The 22024-nt window shown below is 72.4% G+C and carries 19 protein-coding genes; 11 read left to right on the top strand and 8 right to left on the bottom strand.

Annotated elements, in window-relative coordinates; all coding sequences use genetic code 11:
• Positions 1 to 60: 60 nt before the first annotated feature.
• Positions 61 to 1107, bottom strand: a complete 1047-nt coding sequence (locus AC07DC_RS23930; RefSeq protein WP_478916497.1) for a LacI family DNA-binding transcriptional regulator — start codon at positions 1105 to 1107, stop codon at positions 61 to 63.
• A 146-nt stretch (positions 1108 to 1253) separates the two neighbouring features.
• Here AC07DC_RS23930 and AC07DC_RS23925 point away from each other — a divergent pair, with 146 nt between their 5' ends.
• Together AC07DC_RS23925 and AC07DC_RS23920 are read left to right on the top strand one after the other, a co-directional pair.
• Complete coding sequence (locus AC07DC_RS23925; RefSeq protein WP_478916496.1) at positions 1254 to 2657, top strand: DNA-3-methyladenine glycosylase 2 family protein; 1404 nt, start codon at positions 1254 to 1256, stop codon at positions 2655 to 2657.
• On the top strand, positions 2654 to 3178 hold the full coding sequence (locus AC07DC_RS23920) for a methylated-DNA--[protein]-cysteine S-methyltransferase (RefSeq protein WP_478916495.1): 525 nt from the start codon (positions 2654 to 2656) through the stop codon (positions 3176 to 3178). Before AC07DC_RS23925 ends, AC07DC_RS23920 begins: the two co-directional genes overlap by 4 nt.
• Here the strand turns inward: AC07DC_RS23920 and AC07DC_RS23915 are convergent.
• The 3 genes from AC07DC_RS23915 to AC07DC_RS23905 form a co-directional block, all read right to left on the bottom strand.
• Positions 3161 to 3574: a PPOX class F420-dependent oxidoreductase gene (locus AC07DC_RS23915; RefSeq protein WP_478916494.1), complete on the bottom strand. Its 414-nt coding sequence runs from the start codon at positions 3572 to 3574 to the stop codon at positions 3161 to 3163. The genes AC07DC_RS23920 and AC07DC_RS23915 overlap by 18 nt on opposite strands.
• A gap of 111 nt (positions 3575 to 3685) precedes the next feature.
• Positions 3686 to 4168 carry a DUF456 domain-containing protein gene (locus tag AC07DC_RS23910; RefSeq protein ID WP_478916493.1) on the bottom strand — a complete coding sequence of 161 codons (483 nt, stop codon included), beginning with the start codon at positions 4166 to 4168 and terminating at the stop codon, positions 3686 to 3688.
• Positions 4169 to 4239: 71 nt separating this feature from the next.
• On the bottom strand, positions 4240 to 5223 hold the full coding sequence (locus AC07DC_RS23905) for a helix-turn-helix domain-containing protein (protein ID WP_478916492.1): 984 nt from the start codon (positions 5221 to 5223) through the stop codon (positions 4240 to 4242).
• Positions 5224 to 5464: 241 nt separating this feature from the next.
• On the opposite strand from AC07DC_RS23905, the gene AC07DC_RS23900 reads away from it, so the two are divergent.
• The 3 genes from AC07DC_RS23900 to AC07DC_RS23890 all read left to right on the top strand — a co-directional run bounded on the left by AC07DC_RS23900 (position 5465) and on the right by AC07DC_RS23890 (position 9362).
• On the top strand, positions 5465 to 6928 hold the full coding sequence (locus tag AC07DC_RS23900) for a protein phosphatase 2C domain-containing protein (RefSeq protein ID WP_478916491.1): 1464 nt from the start codon (positions 5465 to 5467) through the stop codon (positions 6926 to 6928).
• A gap of 90 nt (positions 6929 to 7018) precedes the next feature.
• Positions 7019 to 8761, top strand: coding sequence for a pyruvate dehydrogenase (locus AC07DC_RS23895; RefSeq protein ID WP_478916490.1), 1743 nt, complete (start codon positions 7019 to 7021; stop codon positions 8759 to 8761).
• A gap of 157 nt (positions 8762 to 8918) precedes the next feature.
• Positions 8919 to 9362 carry an ATP-binding protein gene (locus AC07DC_RS23890; RefSeq protein WP_478916773.1) on the top strand — a complete coding sequence of 148 codons (444 nt, stop codon included), beginning with the start codon at positions 8919 to 8921 and terminating at the stop codon, positions 9360 to 9362.
• A gap of 25 nt (positions 9363 to 9387) precedes the next feature.
• On the opposite strand, the gene AC07DC_RS23885 is transcribed toward AC07DC_RS23890, so the two are convergent.
• Positions 9388 to 10467: a DUF2637 domain-containing protein gene (locus AC07DC_RS23885; protein ID WP_478916489.1), complete on the bottom strand. Its 1080-nt coding sequence runs from the start codon at positions 10465 to 10467 to the stop codon at positions 9388 to 9390.
• A gap of 133 nt (positions 10468 to 10600) precedes the next feature.
• Positions 10601 to 11425: a (2Fe-2S)-binding protein gene (locus tag AC07DC_RS23880; protein ID WP_478916488.1), complete on the bottom strand. Its 825-nt coding sequence runs from the start codon at positions 11423 to 11425 to the stop codon at positions 10601 to 10603.
• A 119-nt stretch (positions 11426 to 11544) separates the two neighbouring features.
• Between AC07DC_RS23880 and AC07DC_RS23875 the strand changes: the two genes are divergently transcribed.
• Positions 11545 to 12318, top strand: coding sequence for a GntR family transcriptional regulator (locus AC07DC_RS23875; RefSeq protein WP_478916487.1), 774 nt, complete (start codon positions 11545 to 11547; stop codon positions 12316 to 12318).
• 48 nt (positions 12319 to 12366) lie between these two features.
• Here AC07DC_RS23875 and AC07DC_RS23870 read toward each other — a convergent pair whose 3' ends face one another.
• A complete protein-coding gene (locus AC07DC_RS23870; protein WP_478916486.1) occupies positions 12367 to 13104 on the bottom strand; it encodes a hypothetical protein in 738 nt (245 codons plus the stop codon).
• A 140-nt stretch (positions 13105 to 13244) separates the two neighbouring features.
• A complete protein-coding gene (locus AC07DC_RS23865) occupies positions 13245 to 14915 on the bottom strand; it encodes a PucR family transcriptional regulator (protein WP_478916485.1) in 1671 nt (556 codons plus the stop codon).
• Positions 14916 to 15179: 264 nt separating this feature from the next.
• Here AC07DC_RS23865 and AC07DC_RS23860 point away from each other — a divergent pair, with 264 nt between their 5' ends.
• The 5 genes from AC07DC_RS23860 (at position 15180) to AC07DC_RS23840 (ending at position 21981) form a co-directional block, all read left to right on the top strand.
• On the top strand, positions 15180 to 16067 hold the full coding sequence (locus AC07DC_RS23860; RefSeq protein ID WP_478916484.1) for an FAD binding domain-containing protein: 888 nt from the start codon (positions 15180 to 15182) through the stop codon (positions 16065 to 16067).
• Positions 16058 to 16663 carry a (2Fe-2S)-binding protein gene (locus AC07DC_RS23855; protein WP_478916483.1) on the top strand — a complete coding sequence of 202 codons (606 nt, stop codon included), beginning with the start codon at positions 16058 to 16060 and terminating at the stop codon, positions 16661 to 16663. The genes AC07DC_RS23860 and AC07DC_RS23855 overlap by 10 nt, the downstream gene beginning before the upstream one ends.
• 2 nt (positions 16664 to 16665) lie before the next feature.
• Positions 16666 to 19053, top strand: coding sequence for a xanthine dehydrogenase family protein molybdopterin-binding subunit (locus tag AC07DC_RS23850; protein WP_478916482.1), 2388 nt, complete (start codon positions 16666 to 16668; stop codon positions 19051 to 19053).
• Positions 19054 to 19333: 280 nt separating this feature from the next.
• Positions 19334 to 20800: an NCS2 family permease gene (locus AC07DC_RS23845; protein ID WP_478916480.1), complete on the top strand. Its 1467-nt coding sequence runs from the start codon at positions 19334 to 19336 to the stop codon at positions 20798 to 20800.
• Between the two features lie 14 nt (positions 20801 to 20814).
• The gene (locus tag AC07DC_RS23840; protein WP_478916479.1) at positions 20815 to 21981 is read left to right on the top strand and encodes an XdhC family protein; all 1167 of its coding nucleotides are present in this window, start codon (positions 20815 to 20817) and stop codon (positions 21979 to 21981) included.
• Positions 21982 to 22024 lie beyond the last annotated feature (43 nt).

Raw genomic sequence — 22024 nt, 5'->3', positions numbered from 1 at the left:
GTCCGGCCGTCGCCGGACCGCTGCCACCGACCGTGGCCGGAGCACCCCTACCTCACCGCGTCAGGCGGAGCGCCGTCTGACCAGGTGGGTGGGGGTGACCACCGAGGACAGCGGCAGGGCGCCGGGGGCGTCGCGCCGCGGGTCGAGGCTGCGCAGCAGCAGACGGGCCATCAGCCGGCCCATCTCCTCGATGTCCTGACGGACCGTCGTCAGCGGGGGATCGGTCCACTGCGCGACCTGGACCATGTCGTCGAAGCCGACCAGCGCGACATCGTCGGGCACGCTCCGCCCGCGCTGCCGCAGCACGCGCAGCGCCCCCGAGGCCATCAGGTCGGAGGCGGCGAAGACACCGTCCAGGTCCGGGCAGCGGTCCAGCAGCTGGGCCATCGCCCGCTCGCCGCCGTCGGGTGTGAAGTCGCCCTCGGCGATCAGCGCCGGATCGGCGTCCGGGAGGACGTCGCGGAAACCGTCGAGCCGGTCGACGGAGGCGGTCTGGTCGAGCGGTCCGCTGATGTGGGCGATCCGGCGGCGGCCGAGCCCCGTCAGATGGCGCACGGCCGCCCGCGCCCCGCCCCGGTTGTCGCAGTCCACATAGAGCGCGTTGCGGTCCCCGTCGGTCTCCGCCCAGCCGGGCCGCCCGCCGAAGACGGTCGGGATGCCCGCCTTGCGGGCGAGCTCGGGCAGCGGGTCGTGCGCGTGCAGCGAGAAGATCAGCGCCCCGTCGACATGGCCGCCCGCGAGATAGCGGCCGACCCGGTCGTAGTCGGCCGTGCCCTCGACCAGGAGCAGCACCAGCTGGTTGTCGTGCGCGGTCAGCTCCTTGCTGATGCCGCGCACCTGCTGGGCGAAGAACGGGTCGGAGAAGAACCGGGTCTCGGGCTCCGCGACCACGACGGCCACCGCGTCGTTACGGCGGGTGACCAGGGTCCTGGCCGCCTGGTTCGGTACGTAGCCCAGCTCGTCGACCGCCTGCCGCACCCGGTCGGCCAGCGGCGCGCGCACTCCCGCGCCACCGTTGACCACGCGTGAAGCGGTGGCCCGCGACACCCCGGCCCGTTCGGCGACGGCCTCCAGGGTGGGGCGGGACGGGAAGGTCTGCTCGGACACTGCACGCTCCTCTGCGAGCTGGATGCGGACAGGGTATCTCCCTGGTCCAGCGTCGGGAGAGCGCTCTCATAAGCTGCGCCGTCCCGCTGATCTCCCTGTCCGATTTCCGCCAGTCCAAGGCCGTCCGATGCCGCAGAATGGGACACATGATTGACGAAGAGACCGGATATGCGGCGGTACGCGGCCGCGATGCCCGTTTCGACGGCGTCTTCTTCTTCGCGGTCGCGACGACCGGCATCTACTGCCGTCCCAGCTGCCCGGCGGTGACGCCCAAGCAGCGGAACGTGCGGTACTACCCCACGGCCGCCGCCGCCCAGAGCGGCGGCTTCCGGGCCTGCCGGCGCTGCCGTCCGGACGCGGTCCCCGGCTCCCCGGAGTGGAACATCCGCGCCGACGTCGTGGGCCGCGCCATGCGGCTGATCGGCGACGGCGTCGTCGACCGGGAGGGTGTGGCGGGCCTGGCCGACCGGCTCGGCTACAGCTCCCGCCAGGTCCACCGCCAGCTCACCGCCGAGGTCGGCGCGGGACCGGTGGCCCTGGCCCGCGCGCAGCGCGCCCTGGCCGCACGGGTGCTGCTCCAGACCACCGCGCTGTCCGTCACCGACACGGCGTTCGCGGCCGGTTTCGCCAGCGTCCGCCAGTTCAACGACACCATCCGCGAGATCTACGCCCGCACCCCGAGCGAGCTGCGCGCCGCGGCCCGCCCCGCCACCGCCACCGCCACCGCCGAGCGCGCGACGGAGCCCGGCTCGGCCTCCGGGGTGCCCTTGCGGCTCGCCTACCGGGGCCCCTACGACGCCGCCGGGGTCTTCGACTTCCTGCGCACGGACCTGGTGCCGGGGATCGAGGAGATCACCGGCCCGCCCGGCCGGCGCACCTACCGGCGGACCCTGCGGCTGCCGCACGGCCCCGGCGTGGCCGAGGTGGACGAGCGCCGCCGTGCCGGCTGGCTCGACTGCCGGCTCCGCCTCGCCGACCTGCGGGACCTGACCACCGCCGTACAGCGGGTACGCCGGCTGTTCGACCTGGACGCCGACCCGTACGCCGTCGCGGACTCGCTGCGCGGCGATCCGCTCCTCGGCCCGCTGGTCGCCGCCCGGCCGGGGCTGCGCTCGCCCGGCGCGGCCGACCCCGACGAGCTCGCGGTGCGCGCCGTACTCGCCGACCCGGCCGCCGCCGGAGAGCTCGTCACGGCGTACGGAGAACCGCTCCCCGCCCCCGACGGCGGGCTCACCCACCTCTTCCCCGAACCCGCCCGCATCGACGACCCCGCCCTGCGCCCGCTGACCGCGGCGCTCGCCGCCGGCACCCTGCGCCTCGACCCGGGCGCCGACCGCGACGAGGTCGGCCGCGCGCTGCCGGCCCTGCCGGGGATCGACGCCTGGACCGCCGGATACATCCGGCTGCGCGCCCTCGGCGACCCCGATGTCGCGCTGCCCAACGAACCACCGCTCAGCGACGCGTGGCGCCCCTGGCGCAGCTACGCCCTCCACCACCTCTGGGCCGCGGGCCACCGCGCCCGCCCCCGACTGGAGTTGACGACCACATGACCAGCCCCGCAAGCCACGTGACGCCCGGAACGACCGCGGCCGCCCCGGTGACCCTCTACGCCACCGTCGACAGCCCCCTCGGCGAACTGCTGCTCACCGGCGACGGCACCGCCCTCGCCTCGCTCTCCGTCCCCGGCCAGCGCGGCGGCGCCACGGTCCTGCCCGGCTGGCGCCGCGAGCCCAGCGCGTTCGCCGAGGCCGAGCGCCAGCTCAAGGAGTACTTCGCGGGCGAGCGCCGGACGTTCGACCTCCCGCTCGCCCCCGCCGGCTCCGACTTCCGGCTCCGGGTGTGGAACGCCCTCGACACCGTTGCCTACGGCGCGACCGTCAGCTACCGCGGGCTCGCCGAAGCCGCCGGGTCGCCCGGCGCGGTGCGCGCCATCGGCGGCGCGGTCGGCGCCAACCCGCTGCTCGTCATCCGCCCCTGCCACCGTGTCATCGGCGCCGACGGCAGCCTCACCGGCTACTCCGGCGGCCTGGAGCGCAAGCGGACCCTGCTCGCGCTAGAGGGCGTCCTGTGACACCGTCCGCCCGTGCATTCCGGGCTCTTCGCCCTCGATGCCCCAGCTGATGATCCGGCGCGGGCGGATCCGGATCACCTCGGGGCTGAGGTAGGACCCCAGGTCGTGCGCCCCCGTCACCTGCTCCGCGTCCCCCCGGATCTCGATGCCGCGCACCGCCCACGGATGCTGGGTGACGATGTCGTCGACGATGAGCGACACCAGCGGGTTGCCCGCGATGTTCCGCCACTTCTTGGACGTCCCCATCGCGTGACCGCCGATGTCGATCGAGCCGTCGTCGCGCACCACGAACCCCACCGGGTTCGCCTGTGGCTGCCCCTTCGCGTCCACCGTCGCCAGCCGGCCCAGCTTCTGCCCGTCCAGATACGCCCGCTCGCCCGCGCTGAAAGTCGTCATACGGCCACCCTCACACCGGGCCCGCGGCCCCGCATCGGCTCTTGGACCTAGGCCGCCGGTCCCATGCCTGGCGAAGGCGGTCCCACGCCGGGTGAAGCCGGTCCCATCGCGTCAGCCGAAGACGACGGCGCCGAGCCAGGCGCCCGCCACGAGGAGGCAGGCGAAGAGCTCGGCGAGGACGGAGCGGCCGATGGCGCGCATGGCGGTGCGGGTGGCGGTCCAGGCGGCGCCGTGGGTGCCGAGGCGGACGCGCTCCACGCCGTAGATGTACGCGACGAAGCCGATGGGCGCGCCGATCACCGGAAGGACGAAGAACCCGACGATGGCGCTGGAACCGGCCGCGAAGACATTGCGCCAGGTGAGTTCCGAATCGCGGATACGGCGGGCCGGCAGCAGCCACTGGACCACCTGGTTGAGCGCCAGCAGACCGGTGGCGGTGGCGAGGACGGCCCAGGTCAGGGTGGTGTGCAGGTTGGTGGCCCACCACAGGACGGCGCCCCAGCACAGCAGCGACCCGGGCACGCCGGGCACCAGCACGCCGAGCAGGCCGAGCAGCATCACGACGCCGATCAGGCACAGCTGTGGGGTCCCCATGGCCTCACCCTGCCGGATACTCGCCGCGCCCGCCCCCGGATATCGGCCGGGTGGTCATCCGCGCCGGGCGGTCACCCGTTCCTGGCGACCCAGCCGCGCTCGTAGGCGTGCCAGCCGAGCTGGAGCCGGGTGGTGACCCCGGCGATCTCCATGAGGTGTTTGACCCGGCGCTGGACGGTGCGCAGCCCGAGATCGAGCTGCTTGGCGACGCTGGCGTCGGTGAGCCCGGCGAGCAGCAGCGAGAGGATCTGCAGGTCGACGAAGTCGGGCGCGTCCAGTGGCACCTCGTCGACGCCGAGCCCGTTCAGGCGCAGCGGCATCGACTGGCGCCACACCCCCTCGAAGAGCCCCATCAGGGATTCGAGCAGTCCGCTGGCGTGCACGACCAGGGCGGCGGGCTGGCCCATGAGGCGGGTCAGCGGCACCATGGCGAGCGACGCGTCGGCCACCACCAGCTTCGTCGGGACCCGGTCGATCACCCGTACCTGCTCGCTGCGGTTCATCGCGGCGGAGAGCTCCGTGATGCCGTTCGGGCTGGTGAGGATCTCGCGTTCGATCACCACGCGGTAGGCGACGCCCCGCTCGGCGGCCTGCTCCTCCGCGCTGTTGTCCATACCGCTCACGGCGACGGGGGTGCCGGTGACCAGGGCGCAGACCTCCTTCTCCGCGCCGAGCTGCAGCTGCAGGAAGCGCTGGGCGACGGCGTTCGCGCCGGTCACCACCTCCAGCAGATCGTGGACGGCGGGTTCGGTGGCCTCGGCCCGGAACTCCGAGGCGAGCACGGCGGCGGCCAGCTCCGCCTGTTCGAGTTCATACCGCTGCTGGGTGAGCAGCGCGGCCAGCGCGACACCCGGTGGCGCGGCCACCCAGCGGCCCGGCCGGGCGGAGGACTGGGCGACGAGCCCGTGCCCCTCCAGCCGCCGCAACGTGCGGGCCGCATCGTCCTCGGGCATGCCGAGGCGCTGCGCGAGGTCGGATATCTCGGCGGCACCGAGACCGATCAACGCGCGGTAGGCGGACTCCTGGACGTCGTCGAGACCTATGGCACCGAGCACGGCGCCCCCTCCCCGAGGTGGCGGAAATGAGCCACGGCGGTTTCCCGCCGGGGACATCTTCCCTGCTCACCCCCCTGTTCTGCCAGTGTGGCGGCGATGCGGGCATGACTTGGCACGACTTGGGTCGTTTCGCTCGAGCGCCGTCGGCCGACCCCACCGTGGGGGGAGGGCCGGCCGACGGACCCGCGTCAGGTATGCCATCCGCCGTTTCCGAACGCCTTCAGCGGTGGACAATAAGGGCATGAGCCAGCAGGGGGAGACGCACCCTCGTCAAGAGGACGAGTGGTGGCGCCAGTTGTACGGGAGCCCGGAACCGGGCGATCCCGATGAGTCGGCCGAAACGGTCGACGACCACTACGCCTCGGCCCTGTCCGCCGTGAGCGCCCCGGACGAGCCGCCCGTTCGAGACGATCCACCTGTTCGGGACCAACCGCCCGCCGACGGGGTGCCGCCCGCCCGGGATCCGTACGCTCCGGGCCCCTACGCCCAGGAGCCGTCCGGCCAGGACCCGTACGTCCACAATCCGTCCGCCCGGAATCCGTACGTCCAGGATCCGCCCGCTCACGACGATCCCGGCCCGCCGGACACCCTCCGGTTGCGCCGGGTCAGCCGGGACGCCGCCCCGGCGGCCGCACCCGCACCGCCCGGCGTCCCGTCCCAGCAAGCGTCCCCGCAGGCGTCCCCGGAGGACCGGCCGCAGCGCGGCGGGGTGATCCCCACCGCGGGTGAGGCATGGGGACCGGCGACGCGTGAGCCGACCGCCTTCGGCGAAGGGCCGGTGACCTGGAGCGATCCGGACCCCGGCCCGGCACCGGAGCTGCCCCCGGGCTGGGCGCCAGCCGAGCCGCCCGTCGAGACGGAGCCTCAGTTCGTGGGCGACGGGCCCCCGACGTACGCCGCGGAGCCGACGGCCTGGCCGGTGGCGCACCCGGACGAGCTCGACAGCCTCGTGCCCGACACCGTGCTGGACGGGGCGCAGTACGGCGTCCTGACGCTGCGGACCGCGTCCGTGCGCGGGGATTCCGCGCGGTACCGGGGCCAGCCCCGGCGGGACGCGCTGCTGACGGCGCGCTTCGGCACCGGCGACGACGGCCTGCTGCTGCTGGCCGTCGCCAGCGGGGCGCGGGCCGCCGATGACGCGCCCCGGGCCGCGCAGGACGCCTGCCGGTGGATCGCGGGCGCGGTCGGCCGCAGCCAACTGCGGCTGTCGGAGGACATCCGCGCCGCCCGCCGCGGATCGCTCAAGTCGGGGCTGCACCGGCTCACCGACCGCTGCTACGGACGACTGCGGGCCCGTGGCGAGGATCTCGGCCTGGAGGAGGGCGAGTACACGGCGTCGCTGCGCTGCCTGCTGCTGCCGGTCGATCCGTCATGCCGCATCCGGCTGTTCTTCGGGGTCGGGGACGGCGGGCTGTTCCGGATCCGCGACGGCAGCTGGCAGGACCTGGACCCGATCGGGAAGGACGCGGAGCCCGAGGAGCGCTTCCGGTTCCGGGCCTCGGTCGCGCACCCCGGCGATGCGCTGCTGCTGTGCAGCGGCGGCCTGGCCGAACCGCTGCGCGGCGAGCCGGCCCTCGCCGCCCGGCTGGCCCACCAGTGGGGCAGCGGCCGCCCGCCGGGCCTCACCGCGTTCCTGGCCGAGGCGCAGACCCGCGTCAAGGGCTACGCCGACGACCGCACCGCCGTCGGCGTCTGGGACGCCTAGGCGGTCCGACACATTCCGCCTGAGTGGCGGACCCGTCCTCGTCGTGGGGAGATGGAGCGAAGTCCCCGCGACGAGCGATTGGTGCGCCCGATGGCGAAGCAGACCGTGGCCGAGCAACTGGTCGATGTCCTGGTGCGCGCCGGGGTGGAGCGGATGTACGGCGTGGTCGGCGACAGCCTGAACCCCGTCGTCGACGCGATCCGGCGCAGCCCGTCCATCGAATGGGTGCATGTGCGCCACGAGGAGGTGGCGGCCTTCGCGGCGGGCGCGGAGGCGCAGATCTCCGGGAAGCTGACGGCCTGCGCCGGCTCCTGCGGACCCGGCAACGTCCACCTGCTCAACGGTCTGTTCGACGCGCACCGCTCGATGGCCCCGGTGCTGGCACTGGCCGCGCAGATCCCCAGCAGCGAGATCGGCACCGGCTACTTCCAGGAGACCCACCCGGACCAGATGTTCAAGGAGTGCAGCCACTACAGCGAGCTGATCTCCAACCCGCAGCAGATGCCCCGCGTGCTGCAGACCGCGATCCAGCACGCGATCGGCCGCGGCGGCGTCTCCGTCATCAGCCTCCCCGGCGACATCGCGGCGCAGCCGGCCCCGCAGCGCAGCATCGAGCACGCCCTCGTCACCCGCCGGCCCTCGGTCCGCCCCGGCGACGCCGAGCTCGACGCGCTCGCGCGGATGGTGGACGGCGCGGACAGGGTGACGCTCTTCTGCGGCAGCGGAACGGCGGGCGCGCACGACGAGGTGATGGCCTTCGCCGAACGGGTGAAGGCGCCGGTGGGCCACGCCCTGCGCGGCAAGGAGTGGATCCAGTTCGACAACCCGTACGACGTGGGCATGAGCGGACTGCTGGGCTACGGCGCCGCGTACGAGGCGATGCACGAGTGCGACCTGCTGATCCTGCTCGGCACGGACTTCCCGTACAACGCGTTCCTTCCCGACGACGTGAAGATCGTGCAGGTGGACGTCCGCCCGGAGCACCTCGGCCGGCGCTCCAAGCTGGACCTGGCGGTGTGGGGCGATGTGCGCGAGACCCTGCGCTGCCTGACGCCCAAAGTGAAGGTCAAGACGCAGCGCAAGTTCCTCGACCGGATGCTGAAGAAGCACAGCGACGCCCTGGAAGGCGTCGTCAAGGCCTACACCCGCAAGGTCGAGAAGCATGTCCCGATCCACCCCGAGTACGTGGCCTCGGTCCTGGACGAGGAGGCCGCCGACGACGCGGTCTTCACCGTCGACACCGGCATGTGCAACGTCTGGGCGGCCCGCTATCTCACCCCGAACGGCAAGCGCCGGGTGATCGGCTCGTTCACCCACGGCTCGATGGCCAACGCGATGCCGCAGGCGATCGGCGCCCAGTTCCTGGACCGCCGCCGCCAGGTCGTCGCGATGTCCGGCGACGGCGGGTTCGCGATGCTGATGGGCGACTTCCTGACCCTGGTGCAGCACGATCTGCCGGTGAAGATCGTGCTGTTCAACAACTCCTCGCTCGGCATGGTCGAGCTGGAGATGCTGGTGGCGGGCCTGCCGGCGTCCGGAACGAGCAACCACAACCCGGACTTCGCCGCGGTCGCGCGGGCCTGCGGGGCCTACGGGGTCCGGGTGGAGAAGCCGAAGGAGCTGCGGGACGCGCTGCGCGGCGCGTTCAGGCACAAGGGGCCGGCGCTGGTGGACGTGGTCACCGATCCGAACGCACTCTCCATCCCGCCGAAGATCACCGGTGAGCAGATCGGCGGCTTCGCGCTGTCGATGAGCAGAACGGTGCTCGACGGCGGGGTCGGCAAGATGCTGCAGATGGCGCGCTCCAACCTGCGGAACGTCCCGCGGCCGTAACCCCACCCCACCACTTGGTTGCTGACGTCGCTCAGGACGCACGGGCGCCCCTGTCCCGGCCTCGCGGAACCCGGCCCCATGACTGGATGGCCCTGTGCTGGGCATGCATCCCGACAAGATGTTCGACGGGGATGAGGGCGGCGGCCGGAGCGGAGCGATGGAGCGTCAGCCAAGGGAAGAAAGCAGCCACAGAACACGGAGCGCCGTCGAGGTGCGGGAACTGCGGCATGCGCTGCGCCACGCGGACCTCTCGGCGATAGCAGAGGCGCGCCGACTGCTGCGCGAGCAACTGCGGTGCTGGGGTGTGCCGGGACTGGTCGACATCGCCGAGTTACTGACCAGCGAACTCGTCACCAACGCGCTCCAGCACACCGACAGCGGAGCGGTCCTCACCGCGACGCTCTCCGGCGGGCCGGTGCACCGGCTGCGCGTCGAGGTGCACGACCACGCGGCCAGGCGCCCTCGGCTGCACACACCGGGTGAGAACGCCACGTCGGGCCGCGGGTTGTTGCTCGTGCAGGCACTCGCCGATTCCTGGGGCGTGCACTCGCTGGGCTCCGGGAAGGTGGTCTGGTTCGAGCTGGCGGTCAACACCGCCTGACGACATTGCGCCGGGCCCGGGCCACTCAGCCGAACTGCCGTTCCAAGTCCTGGAGTTTGCGCTCCAACGAGTCCAGCCGGGGGATCGTCAGCGTGTCGTCCTCGGCCGTGAGATCGACGGTGATCGGCCGCTCCTCCGCTGCCGGTGACGGTGCCGGCAGCTCGGACCGTACCGAACGCTCCGGCAGGAAGGCGGGGCGCCGTACCGGCAGTTCGGCCGTCCCGGCGGTTATGACGGGCTCCGTGGTGCCACCGCCGCCAGAACCTCCGCTGGGCAACTCCGGGCGACGGTCGCCGCGGTCCCGGCTCCAGCCGCGGTGCTGCCGGTTGAGCGCTCTGACCCGGGCCCGCTCCAGCCGGTCGTGGTCACGGCGGCGGACGTCGTTCACTTCCTTCTGCTTGCGGTCCTCGCGGACCTCCTCCACCGCCTCGTCGAGCGAGCGCACGTTCTCCAGCAGCATCAGCGACCAGGCGCCGTAGGTCTCCAGCGGGGCGCGCATCCAGCGGACCATCCGGATCTGCGGCAATGGACGTGGCACCAAACCCTGTTCGCGCAGCGCGGCCCGGCGGGTCTGCTTGAGCGCCCGGTCGAAGAGCACCGCGGCCGACAGGGACATCCCGGCGAAGAACTGCGGGGCGCCGGCGTGTTCGATACCGCGGGGCGCGTGCACCCAGTTGAACCAGGCGGCGGCGCCGGCGAACATCCACACCAGCATCCGGGAGCCGAGCGCCGCGTCGCCGTGGCTGGCCTCGCGCACCGCGAGCACCGAGCAGAACATCGCCGCGCCGTCGAGACCGAACGGGACCAGGTACTCCCAGCCGCCGTCGAGGTTCAGATTCTGCCGGCCGAAGCCGACCAGACCGTGGAAGGAGAGCGCCGCGGCGACCGCCGCGCAGCAGAAGAGCAGCACGTACGACGCGCTTCCGTAGACCGCTTCCTTGCGGCGCCGGCGTTCCTCGCTGCGCTCCCATGAATCGCTGCCGGGTACGTTCTCGTCGCCGCCGCGTGCGCGGCGGTTGCGGAGCGCGACCGCCGAGGCCGCGAGGACCGCCAGGCCCACGGCCCCCGAGAGCGTCCAGTCCAGCGATATGTCGGTAAGTCTCATGTGCGATTCCTAGCGTCGCTTCCGTCGCGCTCGGGCCGCGGGACGGCTTACGGGCGCCATCTTGGCGAACGGCGCACGGACGTGAAGAGGTTTCGCCGGAATAACACGCCTATGGATGGAAAGGTCGAACAGGTCAGCCGGTAGCGGCCAGACGTTCGATTCGATCGGCGTCGCACGTACGGGGGCAGGTCGCACACGTGTCCGCGGGGCGCAGCGTGTAGAAGAGGCAGCACGCGATCCGGTCCCGGGTGCGGGCCGGCACGTGCTCCGGCAGCGGCCGGGGTGCGCGCAGTTCGCGGAAGCCCGCACCGCCGGTGTACGGGGCGGTGGTGCCCGGCAGCAGGGCCGCCAGCTCGGCCATCGCCCGCTCGCCCTCGCCGAGCAGGTGTCCGACCCGCCAGAGTCCCTCGGTGACCTCGTCGGTGGCCATGCCCCACAGGGCGCGCCTGCCGCGCCGCAGCCGGGACTGGAAGCCGTCGAGCAGCGGCCCGAGGTGCTCGGCCAGCGCGGAGCGCAGCTCCCGTCGCAGCGCCTCCTCGGAGCGCACGACGCGGGCCCCGGGGAGAACGGCGGCCGGATCGTCCGGCAGGCAGCTGAAGTCGTGGGTGCGGACCGTCAGCCGGCCCCGGGTGCGGTGGAACGACACATCGGACACCGGCAGCCACGGGACCCTGCGGTGCAGGAACCACGGGACGGTGAAGAGCAGGCAGGCCGGCCAGGCGTAGCGGTGCAGGCCGAAGCCGGCGATCACGTCGGAGCGGCCGCGCTGCCCGTAGTCGCGCAGTACCTGCTGTTCGTCCCAGGCCAGGAAGGTGTCCAGGGCCGTGCCGCCTGTCGCCAGTTCGTCGGCGCGCACCCAGCCGTCTCCGCTGCGCGGCGCTTCCTCGGTCACGCGCAGCGAGGGGAACGCCCCGGTGAGGCGTGCGTACGCGGGCGCGGTGACAGGCATGGCGAGCATGGCGGACCGTCCTGAAAGGGTGCCAAGGGAGGTAAGCCTTACCTTATCCGATGGGGTGGGGGTTTAACCTAACGGCACTACGCCACACGAGTGGTGCCGTTAGAAGAGGGAAGGACCCGGTGAACGACACCGCCGCCGCGCGCCCCGCCGACACCCCGTCCGTCCCGCTGCCCCGCAGCCCCGGGCAGATCCGCGGACCCCACCCGCATGCCGTGCCGCCCGCCCCGGCGGCCGACGGCGAAGCCGCGGCCGAGCGGCGGCTGCCCGAGCGGTACTCGGTCCGCGACCAGGTGCTCAACGCGCTGCGCAGCGCGCTGGTCAGCGGTGAACTGCGCCCCGGCGACGTCTACTCGGCGCCGTCGCTCGCCGAGCGCTACGGCGTGTCGGCCACGCCGGTCCGCGAGGCCATGCAGCTGCTCGCCCGCGAGGGGGCCGTCGAGGCCATGCCCAACCGGGGATTCCGGGTCGCCGAACGCAGCGCGCGCGACCTCGCGGAGCTGGCGGAGGTCCGGGCCCTCATCGAGGTCCCCGTCGTGCTCGCTCTCGCCCGCACCATCGCCCCCGAACGCTGGGAGGCGCTGCGCCCGCTCGCCGCCGCCACCGTCGCCGCGGCGGCCCGCGGCGACCGGGCCGCGTACGCGGAGTCCGACCGGCACTTCCACCGCGCCATGCTCGAACTCTCCGGCAACCTCCAGCTGGTCGCCGTCGCGGACGAGTTGCACCGGCGCTCCCAGTGGCCGGTGTCCGGGCCGTCCCGCCCTCCGTCGCGCCCGGCGGAACTGCTCGCCGACGCGACGGAGCACGCCGTGCTGCTGGAAGCGCTGGTGGCCGGGGACGTGGTCACGGTCGAATCGCTGGTCCGCGAACACTTCTCCGGCTCCGCCTGGGGGTGACCGGGCCGGGACCCGAGGCCCGGCCCGCCCCGATGGCCGCCGGCCCGATCAGGTGCTTTCCGCGGGTTGCGGGAGCCAGACCGGGATCCCTCCCAGGAGGGCGTGCAGCCGGGCGGCCTCGGCCCGCAGGGCCGTGGCGGCGGGTTCGGGTTCCACGTCGGCGAGGGCGAGCATGGCGGGGGCCGTGCCCACGAGGTAGCCGATGTCGACGCGGATCCTCAGCGACTCGGTGAAACCCCGGTGGGCCTCGGCGAGGTCGCCGTCGGCGGCGGCGAGGCCGGCCAGATGGCGCCATGTGAACGAGGTCAGCAGCGCGTCGCCGTGCGCCACGGCGCCCGCGTGGGCGCGCCGGTAGGCGGCGCGGGCGGCGGTGGGGTTCTCGGCGAGGTTCTCGGCGAACAGGCCGCGGCGGAAGTCGAGCAGCGGCCGTCCGGGTGACACCTGGCTCAGCAGCGCCGCGCTGCGGCCGAACGCGGCCCGTGCCTCGTCGGCACGGTCACGGACGGAGAAGAGCGTCGCGGCGTACGCGAGGTGGCCGCGCTCGCAGGCCGCCGCGCCCCGCTCCTCGTCGCTGCCGGCCAGCGCCTCCGCGGAGCGCAGCGCGTCCTCCGCCTCGGACCAGCCGTCGAGGGTGAACATGCACCCCTCGACGAGCAGAGCGGCGCGCCGCAGCGCCGTGTCCGGGCTGTCGGCGCAGTACGGGGCGAGTATCGCCGCCGCCTCCGCCCAGCAGCCGCGGGCCCGAAGGCGCCACACGTCGGGCGTGCCCACCAAAGATTCCGGCATGGCGGTATCCGCCACAACCTATCCCCCCAAGCGCATCGTCGAGCCAGTGGTCGAAGTCCAGCACGCCGCAGGGGCCCGCGCCAAGAGGGCGGTGATCAATTGCTCTTGATCTGAGTGATCGAGGGTCGGCCGGGACGGCGTCAGCTCATGCGGAGTGCGAGGAAGAAGTCCAACTTGTCTTCCAGACGCGCGAGATCACGCCCGGTCAGTTGCTCGATCCGGCCGATACGGTACCGCAGAGTGTTCACGTGCAGATGCAGCCGGGTAGCACAGCGTGTCCAGGAGCCGTCGCACTCCAAGAACGCCTCCAGGGTCGGGATGAGCTCGGCGCGGTGCCGCCGGTCGTAGGCGCGCAGCGGGTCGAGCAGCCGTGCGGTGAAGGCGCGGCGGACGTCGTCGGGCACGAAGGGCAGCAGCAGGACGTGCGAGGCGAGCTCCTCGTGTCCGGCCACGCAGACCCGCCCGGGGCGGGCGGCGGCGACCCGGCGGGCGTGCCGGGCCTCCTCCAGGGCGCCGCGCAGCCCCTCGGCGGAGTGGACGGTGGCGCTGACGCCGATGGTGAGCCGTCCGTCGTCGGCCAGGCCCCGGCCGAGCGGGCCGCGCAGGGTGTCGAGCAGGCCGTCGGCGCGCCAGTCGTCGGTGAAGCCGCTGTCGGACGGGTCGGCGGGCGGCAGCGGCACGAGAGCCATCGCCTCCTCGCCCGCGTGCGCCACGGCGATGCGGTCTGTGGGGTCGGGGCCGATGGCCGCCGGGTCGACGAGGGCCTCCTCCAGCAGCATCTGGGCGGCCGGTCCTGCGGGCACGTCGCCACCCGTCCAGTCGACCCGGGCCACCACGACCTGCCAGTGCGGCGCGGCGCCGAGCCCGGGGACCAGGACGGGTGCGGCCACCCGCAGCCGGGCGGCGATCTCGGCCGGGGGCGAGCCGGCCTGGACCAGTTCCAGCACTTCGTGGGCGAGCCGGCGGCGCACCGTGCGGGCCGCGTCGTGGCGGTCGCGCTCGACGGCGATCAGCTGGGTGACGCCCTGGAGCAGGTCCAGCCGCTCCGCGGGCCACTCCCCGGCGTCGGCGTCGACCGCGAGGAACCAGTCGGAGAGCAGGGTGGCGCGGACGTCGGCCCCGGGGGTGGCGCCACCGGTGCGGATCGGGAAGAGCGAGTACGTGTGGGCGGCGGCGCCCGAGCCGATCGAGGTGCGGTGCGGGGAGGGCCGGGCGGTGCGCATGGCGGCCAGATGGGCGCCGGCGAGCTCGGCGCGGACGGCGGTGGGCAGCGGATGCTCCGACCCGGCGATCTGCCGTCCGGTCGCGGACAGCACCCAGGCGCGCAGGTCCAGGTCGGAGCCGAGCAGGTCCAGTACGGCGTCGGGGCCGCCGCCCGCGGGGCCGGAGGACATCAGCCGCCGGTGCCGGTCCACGACCGCGGCCAGGTCGCCAGCCCGCTCCGTGGAGACCTGCCGGACCACGTGCTCGGTGATCGAGGCGAAGGCGACGTTCTCGTCCACGGCGAACAGCGGCAGCCGGTGCCGGAAGCAGGCCGCCACCAGATCGTCGGGGATGGAACCCAGCTCAGCCTCGCCCGCCGCGAGCCCCGCCACACCGGCCGAGGCGAGGATTCGTACGAACCGCTCGGAGTCCTCGGCTTCGTGCCGCCAGGCGAGTCCTGTCAGCACCAGCTCACCGCCCGTGAGATAACGGCTCGGATCGCGAAGATCCGTCGTCATCACGCCACGGACCGTGCGGTCCAGCTCGTCCTCGCCGCCGAGCAGCCGCAGGCCTAGAACATCGGTGTCCAGCAGTGCGCGCAGCCGCATCGTTGTCGCCTTGTCTCGAACGCTTGCCTGGTCAAAGCCCTACCAGGGTGGCGCCTGGTTCGTTCCATCCGTGTTGCCGGCCCGATGCCGCGAGGTTTCGGACAGCGGCCTTTCATAGGAATCTACAAGACATGAGTACTAGCCAGCCAAGTCCTTCATGTTTTCGGTGACTGCACCCGAAAGGGTGGTGGGCCGTGTACTGGGCCCCACGCAGCGTTAACAACACGTGAACAACCCCGCTCGAGATCCGAGAAGAGAACCCCCATGGACTTCCTGCGCCCCGCAAGCTGGGAGGAGGCGCTCGCCGCAATGGCCGAGCACCCCACAGCTGTGCCTATCGCGGGCGGTACCGACGTGATGGTCGAGATCAACTTCGACCACCGCCGCCCCGACGTGTTGTTGGACCTGAATCGGATCGCTGAGCTGCAGGAATGGGAGGTGACCGAGGAGACCGTACGCCTGGGTGCCTCGGTCCCGTACACCCAGATCATGGAACACCTGCGGGCCGAGCTGCCGGGTCTGGCGCTCGCCGCCCACACTGTCGGCTCCCCGCAGATCCGCAACCGCGGCAGCGTCGGCGGCAACCTCGGCGCGGCCTCCCCGGCCGGCGACTCGCACCCGGCCCTGCTGGCCGCGGGCGCCGAGGTCGAGGCCGTCTCCGTCCGCGGTACCCGGATGATCCCGGTCGAGGAGTTCTACACCGGCGTGAAGCGGAACTCGCTCGCCGCCGATGAGCTGATCCGCGCCGTGCACATCAAGAAGGCCGACGGGCCGCAGCAGTTCTCCAAGGTCGGCACCCGCAACGCGATGGTCATCGCGGTCTGCGCGTTCGGCCTGGCGCTGCACCCCGGGACCAGGACGGTCAAGACCGGCATCGGCTCGGCCGCTCCCACCCCGCTGCGGGCCCGCGCCGCCGAGGACTTCCTCACCGCCGCGCTCGAAGAGGGCGGTTTCTGGGAGAACGGCAAGATCATCCCGCCGGCCGTGGCACGGCAGTTCGCCGAGCTGGTCTCCGGGGCCGCCAACCCCATCGACGACGTGCGAGGCACCGCCGCGTACCGCCGTCACGCGCTGGGCGTCATGGCTCGCCGCACCCTCGGCTGGACCTGGGACGAGTACCGTGGGATCGAGAGGACGCAGTCATGCGCGTGACCTTCAATGTCAACGGCCGCCCGCAGGAGGCCGACGATGTCTGGGAAGGCGAGAGCCTTCTCTACGTCCTCCGCGAGCGCATGGGACTCCCGGGCTCCAAGAACGCCTGTGAGCAGGGCGAGTGCGGCTCCTGCACGGTCCGCCTCGACGGCGTTCCGGTGTGTGCGTGCCTGGTGGCAGCCGCCCAGGTCCAGGACCGCGACGTCATGACCGTGGAGGGACTGGCGGACTACGCCAAGGACCGCGCGGCCGGTCGCTGTGGCACCGGCGCCTGTGGCACCCCGCGAGGCGAGGCCCAGAAGTGGTCGGCCAGGCCGGGCGACGGCCAGACGGGTGAGAGCACCGAAGCCGGGGACCTGTCCCCGATCCAGGAGGCGTTCATCGACGCCGGCGCCGTGCAGTGCGGTTTCTGCACCCCCGGCCTCCTCGTCGCGGCCGACGAGCTGCTGGAGCGCAACCCGTCCCCGTCCGACCAGGACATCCGCGAGGCCCTCTCGGGCAACCTCTGCCGCTGCACCGGCTACGAGAAGATCCTCGACGCGGTCCGCCTCGCGGCAGCGCGCGGCCAGTCCGTCACTGCCGGAGAGGGCGTCTGATCATGGGCGTTACCCGCAATCCCACGAGCATCACCCAGGGCAGCAAGACCAAGGGCGGCCTCGGCGAGTCCACGCTGCGCCCAGACGGCACCCTCAAGGTCACCGGTGAGTTCGCGTACTCCTCGGACATGTGGCACGAGGACATGCTGTGGGGCGTCACGCTCCGCAGCCCGCACGCCCACGCGAAGATCCTCTCGATCGACACCGGCGAGGCGTTGAAGACGGCCGGCGTCTACGCCGTCATGACCCACGACGACCTGCCCGCCTTCACCAAGTACGGGCTGGAGTACAAGGACACCCCGGTCCTCGCCGACGGTGTCGTGCGCTACCACGGCGAGCCGATCGCCATCGTGGCCGCCGACCACCCGGAGACCGCGCGCCGCGCGGCCGCCAAGATCAAGGTCGAGTTCGAGCTGCTGCCGCTGGTCATCGACGAGGAGACGGCGCTCGCGGACGGCGCGCCGATCCTGCACCCGAACCGCGACGACCACCACGCGGACCACGTCACGCACCCGAACATCGTGCACCGCCAGCCGATCATCCGCGGCGACGCCGACGAGGCCGCCAAGCGCGCCGACATCGTCATCAGCGGCGAGTACGAGGTCGGCATGCAGGACCAGGCCTTCCTCGGCCCGGAGTCCGGCCTGGCCGTGCCCGCCGAGGACGGCGGCGTCGACCTGTACATCGCCACCCAGTGGCTCCACTCCGACCTGGGCCAGCTCGCCCCGGTCCTCGGTCTGCCCAAGGACAAGATCCGGATGACGCTTTCCGGCGTCGGCGGCGCGTTCGGCGGTCGCGAGGACCTGTCGATGCAGGCCCACGCCTGCCTGCTGGCGCTCCGCACCGGCAAGCCGGTCAAGATCGTCTACGACCGTTTCGAGTCCTTCTTCGGCCATGTGCACCGCCACCCGGCGAAGCTCTGGTACGAGCACGGTGTCACCCGCGACGGCAAGATCACGCACATGCGGTGCCGGATCGTGCTCGACGGCGGCGCCTACGCCTCGGCCTCCCCGGCCGTCGTCGGCAACGCCTCCTCCCTGTCGGTCGGTCCCTACGTGATCGACGACGTCGACATCGAGGCCCTCGCGCTCTACACCAACAACCCGCCCTGCGGCGCGATGCGCGGCTTCGGCGCGGTCCAGGCGTGCTTCGCCTACGAGGCGCAGATGGACAAGCTCGCCGCCGCGCTCGACATGGACCCGGTCGAGTTCCGCCGGCTCAACGCGATGACCCAGGGCACGATCATGCCGACCGGCCAGCCGGTCGACTCCCCGGCCCCGGTCGCCGAACTGCTGCGCCGCGTCAAGGCGCTGCCGCTGCCGCCCGAGCAGCAGTGGCTGGCCGGTGACGCGGAAGGCCTCTCCACCGACGTCCGCGACCTGCCCGGCGGCCTGTCGAACACCACCCACGGCGAAGGTGTCGTGCGCGGTGTCGGCTACGCGGTCGGCATCAAGAATGTCGGCTTCTCCGAGGGCTTCGACGACTACTCCACAGCCCGCGTGCGGCTGGAGGTCATCAACGGCGAGCCGGTCGCCATGGTGCACACCGCGATGGCCGAGGTCGGCCAGGGCGGCGTCACCGTGCACGCGCAGATCGCCCGCACCGAGCTGGGCGTCACCCAGGTGACGATCAACCCCGCCGACACGCAGGTCGGCTCCGCCGGCTCCACGTCCGCCTCCCGGCAGACGTACGTGACCGGCGGCGCGGTGAAGAACGCCTGCGAGGCCGTCCGCGAGAAGGTCCTGGAGATCGGCCGCGCCAAGTTCGGCACCTACCACCCCGCGTGGGCCACCGCCGAACTCCTCCTGGAGGGCGGCAAGGTCGTCACCGACGGCGGCGAGGTGCTCGCCGATCTGGTGGACGTCATCGAGGGCGAGGCCATCGACCTCGAGCTGGAGTGGCGGCACCGCCCGACCCAGGCGTTCGACCTGGTCACCGGACAGGGCCACGGCCACGTCCAGTACTCCTTCTGCGCCCACCGCGCGGTCGTCGAGGTCGACACCGAGCTGGGCCTGGTCAAGGTCGTCGAGCTGGCCGCGGCCCAGGACGTCGGCAAGGCGCTCAACCCGCTGTCGGTCGTCGGCCAGATCCAGGGTGGCACCACCCAGGGCCTCGGCCTCGCCGTCATGGAAGAGATCATCGTCGACAAGAACGCGAAGGTACGGAACCCGTCCTTCACCGACTACCTGATCCCCACCATCCTCGACACGCCGACCATCCCGGTTGATGTGCTGGAACTCGCCGACGAGCACGCCCCGTACGGGCTGCGCGGTGTCGGTGAGGCCCCGACCCTCTCCTCCACGCCTGCCGTCGTCGCCGCCATCCGCGCCGCGACCGGTCTGGCCCTCAAGCGCGTACCGGTCAGGCCCGAACACCTCACCGGCACGTGAAGACCTCCGGACGGGGCGGGGGAATGACGATCCCCGCCCCGTCCGGGGCCACCAAGGCGCCACCAGGCGGCCTTCGTGGCAACGGCACCCGCCCGGACCGGCCGCACCCGCGGCCGCCGAGCGGGCTCCGTCCCGGCCCGTGCCCGGCTCCCGCCGCGAGCACTGGCCACCGCAGTACCCCGTTCGCCTCGGGCCGTCCCCCGGGTCGTGCAGCCATCGCACCATCCCAAAACCCGCGCACCACGTGCGGGTGTCCCATTGAACCTTGGGAGTCGGCACCATGACCCAAACCCCTGTAGAGCTGAAGACCACGGCGGAGGACGCGGGCGCGGGCTCGCGCCCGCCGGCCGGCAGATCCTGGCTCGACCGGTACTTCCACATCTCCGCCCGAGAGTCCACGATCTCCCGCGAAGTCCGCGGCGGCATCACGACCTTCATGGCGATGTGCTACATCCTGCTGCTCAACCCGCTCCTGCTGTCCGGTCCGGACGCCGCGGGGAACAAGCTCAGCCATGCGGGACTGATCACCGCGACGGCTCTCGCCGCGGCGGTCTCCACTCTGCTGATGGGATTCCTCGGCAAGGTACCGCTCGCACTCGCCGCGGGACTGAGCGTCTCCGGCGTGCTGGCCACCCAGGTGGCGCCCAACATGACGTGGCCGCAGGCCATGGGCCTGTGCGTGATCTACGGCGGCATCATCGTGCTGCTGGTGGTGACCGGGCTCCGCGAGATCGTCATGAACGCGATACCGCTGGCCCTCAAGCACGGCATCACCATCGGTATCGGTCTGTTCATCGCCCTCATCGGCCTGGTGAACGCCGGATTCGTCGGCAAGGGTGACGAGAAGGGCAACGCCCCGGTCACCCTCGGCATGGGCGGACAGCTCTCCGGCTGGCCGGTCCTGCTCTTCTGCGTGACGCTGCTCCTGATCTTCATGCTGCAGGCCCGCAACATCCCCGGCGCGATCCTGATCGGCATCGTCGTCGGCACGATCCTCTCGGTCGTGGTCAACTCCGTCGGCGGTCTCTCCGACAAGGACTGGGGCGGCGCGGCCCCGAAGCTGCACGGCAGCGCGGTCTCCATGCCCGACTTCGGGCTCTTCGGACACGTCGACTTCGGCGGCTGGGGCTCCATCGGCGGCATGACCGTCGGCGTCATCGTCTTCACCCTGGTCCTGGCCGGCTTCTTCGACGCGATGGCCACCATCATCGGCGTCGGCACCGAGGCCAAGCTCGCCGACGAGCAGGGCCGGATGCCGGGCCTGAGCAAGGCGCTGTTCATCGACGGTGCCGGCGGTGCGATCGGCGGCGTCGCCGGTGCCTCCGGCCAGACGGTCTTCATCGAGTCGGCCACCGGAGTCGGCGAGGGCGCCCGTACGGGTCTGTCCAGCGTCGTCACCGGGCTGCTCTTCGCGGCCGGCCTGTTCTTCACCCCGCTGGCCCAGATCGTCCCGGGCCAGGTCGCGGCGGCGGCGCTGGTCGTCATCGGCGCGATGATGATGAGCAACGCCCGGCACGTCGACTGGTCGGACCGCTCGGTCTCCGTCCCGGTCTTCCTGACCGTGGTCCTGATGCCCTTCACGTACTCCATCACCGCCGGTGTCGCCGCGGGCGTCATCTCCTACACCGCCATCAAGGCGGCGCAGGGCAAGTGGCGTGAGCCCGGCCTCTTCATGTGGATTCTCACGGCCGTCTTCTTCATCTTCTTCGCTCTCCACCCCATCGAGAGCTGGCTCGGCGTCAAGTAGAGGAGCTGTTCACCATGCTGGACATCGCTGACGAGCTGCACCGCTGGTGTCGGCAGGAGCGTCCGTTCGCCGTCGCGACAGTCGTCGCGATCAGCGGCAGCGCGCCCCGTCAGCCCGGTGCCGCGCTGGCCGTCGATTCCGACGGCAACGCGATCGGCAGCGTGTCCGGAGGGTGTGTCGAAGGAGCCGTTTACGAGCTCTGCAAGGAAGCGCTGGAGTCAGGGGACTCGGCGGAGCCCGTGCTCCAGCGCTTCGGATACTCGGACGAGGACGCGTTCGCCGTGGGTCTCACCTGCGGCGGCGTGATGGACATCTTCGTCCAGCGAGTCGACCCCGGCCTGCGGCCGGAGTTCACGACGGCCCTGGCCGCCGCCGCAGCGGGAGAGACGGCCGCGGTGGCCAGGATCGTCGAGGGACCGGCCGGGCTGCTCGGCCGGGCCCTGGCCCTGCGGGCCGACGGCGGTTACGAGGGCAGCCTCGGTGACCCGGAGCGGGACCGCACGGCGGCGGCCGAGGCCCAGGCCCTGATGGAGGCCGGCCGGACCGGCACCATCGGGATCGGCGCGGACGGCAGCCGCTGCGGCGAACCGCTCACGCTGCTCGTCGAGTCCAGCGTGCGGGCCCCCCGCATGATCGTCTTCGGTGCGATCGACTTCGCCCGCGCCGTCGTCAAGGTCGGCAAGTTCCTCGGCTACGAGGTGACGCTCTGCGACGCGCGCCCCGTCTTCGCCACCCGCGCGCGCTTCCCCGAGGCCGACGAGGTCGTCGTCGACTGGCCGCACCGCTACCTGGACGAGACCATCGCCGCGGGACGCGTCGACGGCCGCACGGTGATCTGCGTACTGACCCACGACGCCAAGTTCGACGTACCTCTGCTGAAGCGGGCACTGAAGCTTCCCATCGCCTTCGTCGGCGCCATGGGCTCGCGCCGCACCCACCTGGACCGCCTGGAGCGGCTGCGGGAGGTCGGCGTCACCGAACTCGAACTGACCAGGCTGCGCTCGCCGATCGGCCTCGACCTCGGCGCGCGGACGCCCGAGGAGACCGCGCTGTCCATCGCCGCGGAGATCGTCGCCCACCGGCGAGGCGGCAGCGGAGTACCGCTGGCGGGCGCGCACACGCCGATCCACCACGAGACCGAACCGCCGATATCCCGGTGGGTCGGTCCGTCGGCTGCGTAGATCGTCGATAGCGGACTGAACCTGTCCGCATCGCCTCATAGAG

It is taken from the genome of Streptomyces sp. NPDC045021 (genome assembly GCF_056432645.1).
Note: the sequence above shows the minus strand (reverse complement) of the source record. Positions and strands in the feature narration are given on the sequence as shown.